Below are 10377 nucleotides of genomic sequence, written 5' to 3' on the forward strand. Positions count from 1 at the left end.
CTGCTGATACCGCCGCTAGGGCATGTTGACAGTATCTGTGCCGTTGCGTTGCACCGCAGCCGAAATGTTCTGCGCCGAGGAAAAAGCAGTTCACCGATGCAGGCGTTCGCACTGGCATAATCCCCCGCATCTCAGGTCGGAGAGTGCCCATGTCGCGCAACTTTATTTTGTCCCTCTGCATGGTTTTTTCCGCGGCACATGCCGATGAAAAAACCAGCGCAAACGATGCTCATGACCTGGCTTACAGCCTCGGTGCCAGCCTCGGTGAACGGCTGCGTCAGGAGGTTCCGCAATTGCAGATCCAGGCGCTGATCGAAGGCCTGCAACAGGCGTATCAGGGCAAGCCGCTGGCGTTGAGTGAAGCGCGTATCGAACAGATTCTCGCCGACCACGAATCGCGCAATGCCGAGCAGGCATCACGCCAATCGAGCGATGCGGCGATGGAAAACGAGCAGCGCTTTCTCAGTGCGGAAAAAGCCAGACCGGGCGTGAAAGAACTGGCCGACGGCATCCTTCTGACTGAACTGGTTCCGGGCTCCGGCGCCAAGGCCGGCCCGGACGGGAAAGTGCAGGTGCTGTATGTCGGCAAGCTGCCGGACGGCACCGTGTTCGATCAGAACACCCAGCCGCAATGGTTCAACCTCGACAGTGTGATCGCCGGCTGGCGCACTGCGTTGCAGAACATGCCAGTGGGGGCAAAATGGCGATTGGTGATTCCATCGGACCAGGCCTACGGCGCTGACGGTGCCGGCGACCTGATTGCACCCTTCACTCCGCTGGTGTTTGAAGTGGAGTTGCGTGGCGCGACGAGCTGATCAGGCATAAAAAAAACGGTGCGCTTTCGGGCGCACCGTTTTTTTATGCAGGATATGGATCAGGCTTGAACTGCAGCTTCTTCCTTGTGTGCGTTATGCAGCACTTCGATCAGGCAGTCTTCAAGTTCAAAACGCTCGTGCAACAAGCCACCGAGCTCCTTGAATTTCTCTGCAACGCATTTGCCTTCATCGCACAGATCATTGAAGGCCAGCAGCTTCTCGGTAATGACATCGATACGCGGGTAAATGGTCTCGGCGAGTTCCAGACCGCGCTTGTCGTTGAACGCCTTGGCTTCGCCAGTCAGCTGTTCATAGATTTCGAAGTGACCCGCCGATACGTAATCGACCAGCACCCCGCAGAATTCGAGCAAGGGTTTGCGGCTTTCGGACAACGACTCAGGCTGCGCACCGAGCTTGTCGTAGGCGCCGATCAGATCTTCACGCTCCTGCAACCAGCGGTCGATCAGCAGATGAACCCCACCCCAACGTTCCTGAGCATTCTGACAACTTTCGAGCATGGCGATCTCTCTTCCCTTGTGGGTCATGCTGCTCTACACCCGCGCCCATGTTCTGATTTGACTGGGTGGACGATCGGGCAGAGCGTCATCGAGCAACATAAATCCAATGACACGTGCCGGCCAGATTATGCCCGCACGCCTATGGCTTCAAGGTACGCAGGAGATAAAGTTCATACAAGTGTTTAATCCCTGACCAGCGAGTGGTGCGACGCTTCGTCGCTGACCGGTCGTTGCAGAGCGCTCCAGGTCAGACGCAACAACTGATAAACCGCAAGAATCGACACGCCGACAAAAAACAGCAGGCTCCATTCTGGGATGCTCAGATCGAAAAGCGTCCAGGAGATTTCGGCACAGTCGGCGCCGCCGTTGAGCATCCGTTGCAAGGCGCAAATCCATGGCAAGCCGCTGAACAGTGACTCCACGGTAGGCGTGCATTTGACCAGTTGCAGCATGGAATCGCTCTGGATCAATACCTGCCGCCACGCAGCGGTGGTTCCGCCCAGACTGGCGCCAAGCGCAAACAGCCAGTACCACCATAATCCGCCACGCCGGGGGCCATGCACCGCCGCCACGCCGCAGCCAATGCACAGCAAGGTGAGGAACAGCCGCTGCACCAGGCACAGACTGCAAGGCGTCAGGCCGACCGCGTATTCGAGGTAATAGGAAGCTCCCAGAGCAAAGGCCCCCGCAATGAAAGCCATGAAGAACAAGGAGCGTGAGCAGGCCAACGACATGGCTTTTCCGTAACAGTAGAGACAGACGGTTACGGTAGAGGAAAGCGTGTCAGCCTTTCAAGGCGAGGGCCTGCCGACAGTTCACCACAGGTGTAGGGAAAACCCGACAGGTTCGAGAGGAAACGATGAAGCGCTTTGTAGGACTTTGCTTCAAGCGCGCAAAGAAGTGGAATTTTCAGCATGGAAAGTTCGCGAGGGAGCAACCTCCCCCGCCCTTTCAGACTTTCGCTACAACCGGCAAAGGCGCCGCCAGCAGACGTTCGTCCAGCAGCCCCAGACCTTCCTGGAACAACTGGTTGCTGCGCTCGGTATCACCAAGTTGTGCAAGCAGCCGAGCCAATTCCGCACAGGTCTCAGGATTGCGCTGCACGCGCAGGCTGCTTTCCAGATAGTCGCGAGCCTTGCCCCACAAGCTGGTTTGCAGACACAAACGTCCGAGGGTCAACAACAGGCTCGGATCGGCCGGGTGCTCTTTGAGCCAGCTTTCGGCAGTCTGCAACTGACGCGCAGGATCACTGCCGCGCACCAGGCCATAGAGCCGCGCCAGATGGCTGTCGTACTTGCGCTTGAGCGCTGTGCGAAGTACTTCTTCGGCCTCGACCTGAGCACCTAACTGTCGTAATTGTTCGGCATAGGCCAACACCAGGGGGGCTTCCTGACGCTGCGCGGAAGTCAGCTGTTCCCAGGCCCGCTTGAGCGACTGCAATCCTACCGTGCCGTCTTCCTCGCGATGGGCTGCCAGGGACAGGTTTTCACCCCAGGCGCGACGCTCGAGTTCAGCCAGCTCCGCCGGCGGCAGCACCTTGTCTTTACGCAGTTCCGGCAGCAGACGAATCACCGCCGACCATTCGCCGCGCTGCTGATACAGACGCTGCAATTGGCGCAATGTCTGCGCGCTGCGCGGATGCCGTTCGTGCATCGCCTGCAACGTCACTAGCGCACCATCAGTGTCGCCACGATCGGTCTGCAGTTGGGCATGACTCAAGGCAATCGCCAACTCGGCTTGCGGCTGACGTTCCAGCGCGCGTTCGAGCAAACGGTCGCTTTCTTCGTACTGACCTTGCTCGTTCGCCGCGCGTGCGGCGCCGAGGTAGTAAAGCAGCGGCTGGCGCTCGGCTTCCGCCGCGCGGGTCAAATGCCGCTGCGCGCTGGCCCAGCGACCTTCAGCCAGATCCAGCTGGCCGTGTTCGATCGCCACTTGCACGCGGCGGCTGCGATTGCGCCGCGACCACGGATTGACCACGCCGGTAGAAGTCATCACCAGCTCGACCAATGCCTTGATGCCCCAGAACAGCAGCCACAGCACCGCGATCACTGCCAGTGTTGCCCACAGGCTCGATTCGTAGCGGAAGCTCTTGTACGCCACCAGTACGTAACCGGAATGCTCGGCGATCGCCAGGCCGAGCGCTGCCGTCGCGGCGATGACCAGAAACACGATTACATAAAGGCGCTTCATGGGGTCGCCTCCTGCGCCGGGTCGGCGGCAGGCTTGGCGAACGGTTTCACCGATTCTTCGGCATTGACGTTACGTCGCTCCAGATACCCCTGCACCGCGCTCAAGGTGCCGGTCAGATCCGGAGTCTTGACGGTGACCGGTTCCTTGCTCAGCTCGGCGACCTGTTCCAGCATGACTTTGCTTTGCGGGTTGTCCGGGTTGAAATTGCCCTTGAGCACATCGCGCGCCTCGGCCAGCGCCTGGGTATAAACCGCCGCCTGACCATTGAGTGCCGCCCACTGCGCCTGCTCCAGCGCCAGGCTCAGGGCCAGGCGCACCTGGCTCAGGCTCTGCCCGGCGAGCAGCGGTTTGACGTTCTTGTCAGCGTTGAAATCAATGCGGATATAGCGCGAAACCTTGTCCCACCACTGCGCCCAGCGACTGGCGCCATCGCCGTCGGCGGTCAAACCCAGCAGCGACTCGCCGCGATCCTTGTACTCCGGCGCCAGCTCGGTAAGGTCGATGACCTGATCGCGCAGCGCGCCAAGACGCAGGAACAGCCCGGTGCGATCCGGCTGTTCGGTACTGCGCAGGGCGACCAGGGTTTTCGCCACTTGCTCGCGTGCGGCGAAGGAACCCGGGTCGTTCTGTTCACGGAGGATTTCGTCGGCACTCTGCACCAGTGCCTGCGCGCTGCTGATGTCCTGCAATGCTGACAGGCGCAGGCTGGCCAGACGCAGCAAGTGCTCGGCCTCGGCTAGGCGCCAGTCCTTGCGGCTGGCACCCAGGACGGTTTCCAGACGTTGATTGAGGCGCTGCTGATCGCCTTGCAATTGTGTGACCAGTCGCTGGCGTTCGGCGAGTTCGTCAGCACCGGGCAACTGCGCCAGACGCTCGGTCAGACGCTGTTCGTTGAGTTTCAGACTCTGCGCCTGATCGTTCAACGCCTGCACCTGACTCGACTGCTGCTGCGTGTTGCTCTGCAGGTGGCGCACCTGCCAGACACCCCAGCCACCGATGGCGACACCGGCGGCACCGAGCAGCAGAGCGACAATCGCCAGTCCATTGCCGCGGCGCGGCTCTTGGGCCGGTGGTGGAGTTTCAACCTGCGCATCGAGCGCAGGCTGGACGTCATCTTTTGGCAAGGCTGTTTCGCTCACGTATCCATCCTTTGCATTAGAAAACGGCAGCGGAAATTCCCGTAATGCCGTCAGCAAAGCCGCGGCACTCGCGCCGCGGCAATCCACAACTGTTTGAGCCCCGGCGGCATGTGCCAGCTCGGCGACTCTCGGGCTTGGAACAAACAACGGCAACTGCGCGATCTGCGGCCAGGCATCGCCGGCCATCTGCCGCAGGTGCTCGAAACCCTGTCCACTGCTGACCACCAGCCCGTTCAAGCGTTCCGCTTCGATCCGCCGTGGCAGCTCGTCTGGCGGGTAGGCTGGCAGGTCGCGGCGATACAACTCCAGATACTCGACACTAGCACCAAGCGCACGCAGGCGCTCGGCGAGCAGCTCCCGACCACCCTCGCCGCGCAGGATCATCACCTGCGCACCGGGCTGGCTCACCGCCTCGCACAGACGCGGCAATTGCAGCAAGGCTTCACTGTCATCGCCGTCAGCCGGAAAGCTCACATCGAGGCCATGGTCGCGAAGAATTCCTGCGGTCGCTGCGCCGACGCTGAACCACGGCATGCTCAAAGGCGCCGCGCCTTCGGACTTGAGCAGATCAACCGCGATCCGCGCCGCCGGTTTGCTCACCACGATCACTGCACTGCAAACGGATAATCGCCCGATCGCCTGGCGAATACTGTCAGAGACCGGCAGCGGGACAATGTCCAAAAGCGGCAGGCAACTGCTGAAAATCCCGTGCCCGGCCAACTGTTCGGCCAGCGCCGCGCAGTCATCCGCAGGGCGCGTCAGCAGCAGGCGCCAGGCAGTCACTCGTGACCCGCCTCGCCGTACACCGCTTTGAGAATATCGTCAGCGCCCTGCTTGAGCAGGTCTTCGGCCACTTGCACACCCAATGTTTCGGCGTCAGCGCGTGGCGCGCGCGCTTCGGCGCTGAGCAGCTTGCCGCCGCTCGGCTCACCAACCAGACCGCGCAACCACAACTGCTCGCCTTCGAGCACGGCGTAGCAGGCGATCGGCACCTGGCAGCCACCGTTGAGATGTTTGTTGAGGGCACGTTCCGCGTTCACCCGCGAAGCGGTATCGGCGTGATGCAAAGGCGCGAGCAAGGCGTGGATTTCATGGTCGGCGCTGCGGCATTCGATGCCGACCGCGCCCTGGCCGCCGGCTGGCAGGCTGTCATCGACACTGATCGCCGAAGTGATGCGATCCTCGAAACCGAGGCGGATCAAACCGGCCGCGGCGAGGATGATCGCGTCGTACTCGCCGGCATCGAGTTTGGCCAGACGGGTGTTGACGTTGCCGCGCAGGAAGCGGATCTGCAGATCGGGACGACGCGCCAGCAGTTGCGTCTGCCGACGCAGGCTCGAGGTGCCGACGACGGCCCCGGCAGGCAAAGCTTCAAGACTTGCGTAGGCGTTGGAGACGAATGCATCGCGCGGGTCTTCGCGTTCGCAGATGCAGAACAGGCCCAGGCCTTGCGGGAAGTCCATCGGCACGTCTTTCATCGAATGCACGGCGATGTCGGCGTGGTTTTCCAGCAGCGCGGTTTCCAGTTCCTTGACGAACAGACCCTTGCCGCCGATCTTCGACAGTGGCGAGTCGAGCAGCTTGTCGCCGCGACTGACCATGGGCACCAGCGTCACCAGCAAGCCCGGATGGGCCGCTTCAAGACGGGCTTTGACGTATTCGGCCTGCCAGAGGGCCAGCGCACTTTTACGGGTGGCGATGCGGATTTCGCGAGGGGACATGGAGCAATCCGTACTGAATAGATACGGCGGATAATAACAGCTCAGTCAATTCCACTTTGACCTGAATCAGAAAACGGCGTGGCCTCCCTGGCCTGCCATGCCGGGTAAAAGAAGTCGATAAGCCTGATGAAGAGCGGGTCAAAGGCCCTGCATCATCTTGCGCACACCGGCAACATGCCGACGGCTGACAATCAGTGCGTCGCCATTGAGGCCTTTGAGAAACAACTGGAAATGTCCCAGTGGCGTGCGTTGCAAGCGTTCGATGCGATCGCGCGCGACCAGCGCGTTGCGGTGGATACGCACAAAGCGTTCGCCGAATTCGTCTTCGAGGGCTTTGAGGGGTTCGTCGAGCAGCACCTCGCCGGCTTCGTGACGCAGAGTCACGTATTTGTGGTCGGCGATGAAGTAGACCACCTGATCCAGCGGAATCAGCTCGATGCCTTTGCGGGTGCGGGCGCTGATGTGGCTGCGTGGGCCGTTGCCACTTTCGGCAGCGGGACGGGTCAGGGCCGAAAGTTGCGCCCGGTTGGGACGTTCAGCCCGCTTCAGGGCTTCATTCAAGTGTTCGGTTCGCACAGGTTTCACCACATAGCCCACGGCGCTGGCCTGCAGGGCTTCCACGGCAAATTCATCGGGACTGGTGCAAAACACCACGGCCGGCGGCGTCTCTCGTTCGCACAGTCGGGCAGCAACCTGCAGGCCGTCGAGGCCCGGCATGCGGATATCGAGCAGCACGATATCCGGCTTGTGGCTGTCGATCAGCGCTAACGCCTCCTCGCCATTCGTGGCACTGGGCTCCAGGACTGTGTAACCCTCGAGCTCGCTCACCATACGGCTTAGGCGCTCGCGAGCCAGGGGTTCGTCATCAACGATCAGGACATTCATATTGCGCTGGATTCCTGCGTGAGTCTCGCACAAGGATAGCGTAGACAGGTGTAGTGACCTGCGTCACCGCGATCCACGCTAAGACTAGCCCGAGCGCCAAAAAGTGCCGTACGTCGGCCAGCAATATTTGCCAGCGTCCGGGTCGTACCGCTCAGAGCCCACTGTTTCCTGCGTTTCTCACGGTGGTTGGCCGTTGGACAACTCACCCGCCCCCTCTTCTTATAGTCGGTGGCCGGACCTTTGCATGATCCGCAATCGCACCGACCCTTATGTCCACTGTAGACGTTCGTCGGAACGATATTGCTCAATCAAAAAATATCCTTTTGTAAATTCCTTGCAGACAGCGCCTGCGATGCCTGACACCTGAAGAAAAAAACCTGTCGACCGCTGTCAGCGACAGGATTGGCAACCCTGTTATTATCCGCGCCAGCGTTTCACGCCATTTCTTCAAGCCGATACGAGCGAATTCATGAGCACTGACAAGACCAATCAGTCCTGGGGCGGCCGCTTCAGTGAACCCGTCGACGCCTTCGTCGCCCGCTTCACCGCCTCCGTCACTTTCGACCAGCGCCTGTATCGCCACGACATCATGGGCTCGATCGCCCACGCCACCATGCTGGCCAAGGTCGGCGTGCTGACCGATGCCGAGCGCGACAGCATCATCGATGGCCTGACCACCATCCAGGGCGAAATCGAGGCCGGCCAGTTCGACTGGCGCGTCGACCTCGAAGATGTGCACATGAATATCGAAGCACGCCTGACCGATCGCATCGGCGTCACCGGTAAAAAACTCCACACCGGGCGCAGCCGCAACGACCAGGTCGCCACCGATATCCGCCTGTGGCTGCGTGACGAAATCGACCTGATCCTCGCCGAGATCACCCGCCTGCAAAAAGGCCTGCTGGAGCAAGCCGAGCGTGAAGCGGCGAGCATCATGCCCGGCTTCACCCACTTGCAGACTGCGCAGCCAGTGACATTCGGGCACCACATGCTGGCCTGGTTCGAAATGCTCAGCCGCGACTACGAGCGCCTGGTCGACTGCCGCAAACGCACCAACCGCATGCCGCTGGGCAGCGCCGCGCTGGCCGGCACCACCTACCCGATCGACCGCGAACACACTGCGCAGCTGCTCGGCTTCGACGCCGTCGGCGGCAACTCGCTGGACAACGTTTCCGATCGCGACTTCGCTATCGAATTCTGCTCGGCCGCAAGCATCGCGATGATGCACCTGTCGCGCTTCTCCGAAGAGCTGGTGCTGTGGACCAGCGCGCAGTTCCAGTTCATCGATCTGCCGGACCGTTTCTGCACCGGCAGCTCGATCATGCCGCAAAAGAAGAACCCCGACGTGCCAGAGCTGGTGCGCGGCAAGACCGGCCGTGTGTTCGGCGCGCTGATGGGCCTGCTGACCCTGATGAAAGGCCAGCCACTGGCGTACAACAAGGACAACCAGGAAGACAAGGAGCCGCTGTTCGACGCCGCCGACACCCTGCGCGATTCGCTGCGCGCGTTTGCCGACATGATCCCGGCGATCAAGCCGAAACACGCGATCATGCGTGAAGCGGCACTGCGCGGTTTCTCCACCGCGACCGACCTGGCGGATTATCTGGTGCGCCGTGGCCTGCCGTTCCGTGATTGCCACGAAATCGTCGGCCACGCAGTGAAATACGGCGTCGACACGGGCAAGGATCTGGCGGAAATGAGCTTGGACGAACTGCGTCAGTTCAGCGATCAGATCGAGCAGGACGTATTTGCCGTGCTGACCCTGGAAGGCTCGGTGAATGCCCGCGACCATATCGGCGGCACTGCGCCGGCGCAGGTCAAGGCTGCGGTGGCGCGCGGTCAGGCCCTGCTGGCCAGCCGCTAAAAGCCAAGAGCTTCGCGAGCAGGCTCGCTCCCACAGGGAATCAGGATGTTCACAAAATTTGTGTTCACCACCGGCTCAATGTGGGAGCGAGCCTGCTCGCGAAGGCTTCCTTCAGAGCGCTACAAAATTCACTTCTTGGCAGCAACCATCGCCAAAAACGCCGGCATCGCCGCGTCCTTGTCCGCCGCAATCTTCTGCACGTGCGGATTCTGCTCAAGCCGCTCCAGCAGCGCTTTCGCCTGTGGCATCTCAGCCAGCAGATCGATCCCGAACAGCTTCTGCCCGACCGCACAGGCCAGCGGCACGCTGTAGAGGAAATACAAATCGGCAATGCTCAGGCTGTCACCCGCCACATACGGGACGAACTTGCCGTGACGGCCCAGCGCTGCGAAGCCCAACAGCAATTCGGACCGGGTTTTTTCCTTGATCGCCTCCGGCAACGTTACACCGAAGAACGCCTCGCCATAACAGGCACGCCCTGGCAACTCGATGTACAACTCGATCTCCTTGGCAATCGCCAGCACCTGCGCGCGCTCGAACGGATCGCTCGGCAGCAGCGGCGTGTCCTTTTCGGACTGTTCAAGGTATTCGAGGATGATCGCGGTTTCGTTGATGTAACCGGCGTCGACGCCCAGCACCGGGACCTTGCCGCGCGGACTGATGGCCAGTGATTCCGGGGTTTGTGTCGGGTAGAAGGTCACCTCTTCGAAGGGCAGGCCTTTTTCCAGCAGCGCCAGTTTGACCATGTTGTAGTAGTTGCTGACAGCGAATCCGTAGAGCTTGAACATCACAGAGCCTCCAGGCCGTGCGGGGTGGGCAGTGCCTGTTTATAGATCGCCGCGACGTTTCCCGCCAGCAGCATCACGCCGCTGAATGCGGGTAAACTGGCGCCTTTCCCTGAGGAGCCTGCCATGAGCGAGCCGACAGATATCGTCAACGATGACGACGAAGAAGCATTCACCGAAGCGACGCTGATCGAAGCCATCGAAAATCAGATCGAAAGCGACAACCCGCCAGCGGCCAAGGCGACGTTGAACAAGCTGACGCTGGTCGGCATGGAACGTGAGGAGATCCTCAATCTGATGGCCCACGTGCTGGCTTTCGAGATTGATGCGATGCTCGATGAAGATCGCCCGTTCGACACCGAGTGGTACGAAACGGCGCTGCGCGCTTTGCCAGAGCTGCCACCGGAAAAACATTAAGATCAAAAGATCGCAGCCTTCGGCAGCTCCTACACGGATCCCA

At 60.8% G+C, this 10377-nt stretch carries 10 protein-coding genes and 1 pseudogene; 3 read left to right on the top strand and 8 right to left on the bottom strand.

The genetic code is table 11. The features are described 5' to 3' along the window. Nucleotides 1–149: 149 nt before the first annotated feature. Nucleotides 150–815 (top strand): FKBP-type peptidyl-prolyl cis-trans isomerase, encoded by a 666-nt coding sequence (locus GXB78_RS13525; protein WP_329515732.1) that lies wholly within the window; start codon nt 150–152, stop codon nt 813–815. A gap of 59 nt (nt 816–874) precedes the next feature. Here the strand turns inward: GXB78_RS13525 and rsd are convergent, their stop codons facing one another. The 7 genes and pseudogenes from rsd to GXB78_RS13560 all read right to left on the bottom strand — a co-directional run bounded on the left by rsd (nt 875) and on the right by GXB78_RS13560 (nt 7268). Continuing rightward, nucleotides 875–1333: a sigma D regulator gene (rsd, locus tag GXB78_RS13530; protein ID WP_329515733.1), complete on the bottom strand. Its 459-nt coding sequence runs from the start codon at nt 1331–1333 to the stop codon at nt 875–877. 182 nt (nt 1334–1515) lie between these two features. After that, nucleotides 1516–2067 (bottom strand): disulfide bond formation protein B, encoded by a 552-nt coding sequence (locus GXB78_RS13535; RefSeq protein ID WP_329515734.1) that lies wholly within the window; start codon nt 2065–2067, stop codon nt 1516–1518. Nucleotides 2068–2284: 217 nt separating this feature from the next. After that, the gene (locus GXB78_RS13540) at nt 2285–3523 is read right to left on the bottom strand and encodes a heme biosynthesis protein HemY (RefSeq protein WP_329515735.1); all 1239 of its coding nucleotides are present in this window, start codon (nt 3521–3523) and stop codon (nt 2285–2287) included. Next, entirely contained in the window at nt 3520–4662 is a 1143-nt protein-coding gene (locus tag GXB78_RS13545; protein ID WP_329515748.1) for a uroporphyrinogen-III C-methyltransferase, read from the bottom strand. The genes GXB78_RS13540 and GXB78_RS13545 overlap by 4 nt, the downstream gene beginning before the upstream one ends. 36 nt (nt 4663–4698) lie before the next feature. Continuing rightward, nucleotides 4699–5445 (bottom strand): annotated as a pseudogene (locus GXB78_RS13550) (uroporphyrinogen-III synthase); the annotation flags it as partial. Next, the gene (gene hemC / locus GXB78_RS13555) at nt 5442–6383 is read right to left on the bottom strand and encodes a hydroxymethylbilane synthase (protein WP_329515736.1); all 942 of its coding nucleotides are present in this window, start codon (nt 6381–6383) and stop codon (nt 5442–5444) included. The pseudogene GXB78_RS13550 and the gene hemC, both read right to left, overlap by 4 nt. 138 nt (nt 6384–6521) lie before the next feature. Then, entirely contained in the window at nt 6522–7268 is a 747-nt protein-coding gene (locus tag GXB78_RS13560) for a LytR/AlgR family response regulator transcription factor (protein ID WP_016772598.1), read from the bottom strand. A 469-nt stretch (nt 7269–7737) separates the two neighbouring features. On the opposite strand from GXB78_RS13560, the gene argH reads away from it, so the two are divergent. After that, complete coding sequence (gene argH, locus GXB78_RS13570) at nt 7738–9132, top strand: argininosuccinate lyase (protein ID WP_329515737.1); 1395 nt, start codon at nt 7738–7740, stop codon at nt 9130–9132. A gap of 128 nt (nt 9133–9260) precedes the next feature. On the opposite strand, the gene GXB78_RS13575 is transcribed toward argH, so the two are convergent. Beyond that, the gene (locus GXB78_RS13575; RefSeq protein ID WP_329515738.1) at nt 9261–9920 is read right to left on the bottom strand and encodes a glutathione S-transferase family protein; all 660 of its coding nucleotides are present in this window, start codon (nt 9918–9920) and stop codon (nt 9261–9263) included. Nucleotides 9921–10043: 123 nt separating this feature from the next. On the opposite strand from GXB78_RS13575, the gene GXB78_RS13580 reads away from it, so the two are divergent. Further along, nucleotides 10044–10334, top strand: a complete 291-nt coding sequence (locus tag GXB78_RS13580; protein WP_329515739.1) for a hypothetical protein — start codon at nt 10044–10046, stop codon at nt 10332–10334. Nucleotides 10335–10377 lie beyond the last annotated feature (43 nt).

Source organism: Pseudomonas moraviensis subsp. stanleyae, from assembly GCF_036283065.1.
GTDB lineage: Bacteria > Pseudomonadota > Gammaproteobacteria > Pseudomonadales > Pseudomonadaceae > Aquipseudomonas > Aquipseudomonas stanleyae.

Excerpts from the sequence above, each read along its gene's own strand:
- GXB78_RS13560 (WP_016772598.1), bottom strand. The coding sequence starts at position 7,268 with ATGAATGTCCTGATCGTTGATGACGAACCCCTGGCTCGCGAGCGCCTA.
- argH (WP_329515737.1), top strand. The coding sequence starts at position 7,738 with ATGAGCACTGACAAGACCAATCAGTCCTGGGGCGGCCGCTTCAGTGAA.
- GXB78_RS13540 (WP_329515735.1), bottom strand. The coding sequence starts at position 3,523 with ATGAAGCGCCTTTATGTAATCGTGTTTCTGGTCATCGCCGCGACGGCA.
- GXB78_RS13535 (WP_329515734.1), bottom strand. The coding sequence starts at position 2,067 with ATGTCGTTGGCCTGCTCACGCTCCTTGTTCTTCATGGCTTTCATTGCG.
- GXB78_RS13580 (WP_329515739.1), top strand. The coding sequence starts at position 10,044 with ATGAGCGAGCCGACAGATATCGTCAACGATGACGACGAAGAAGCATTC.
- rsd (WP_329515733.1), bottom strand. The coding sequence starts at position 1,333 with ATGCTCGAAAGTTGTCAGAATGCTCAGGAACGTTGGGGTGGGGTTCAT.
- hemC (WP_329515736.1), bottom strand. The coding sequence starts at position 6,383 with ATGTCCCCTCGCGAAATCCGCATCGCCACCCGTAAAAGTGCGCTGGCC.
- GXB78_RS13525 (WP_329515732.1), top strand. The coding sequence starts at position 150 with ATGTCGCGCAACTTTATTTTGTCCCTCTGCATGGTTTTTTCCGCGGCA.
- GXB78_RS13575 (WP_329515738.1), bottom strand. The coding sequence starts at position 9,920 with ATGTTCAAGCTCTACGGATTCGCTGTCAGCAACTACTACAACATGGTC.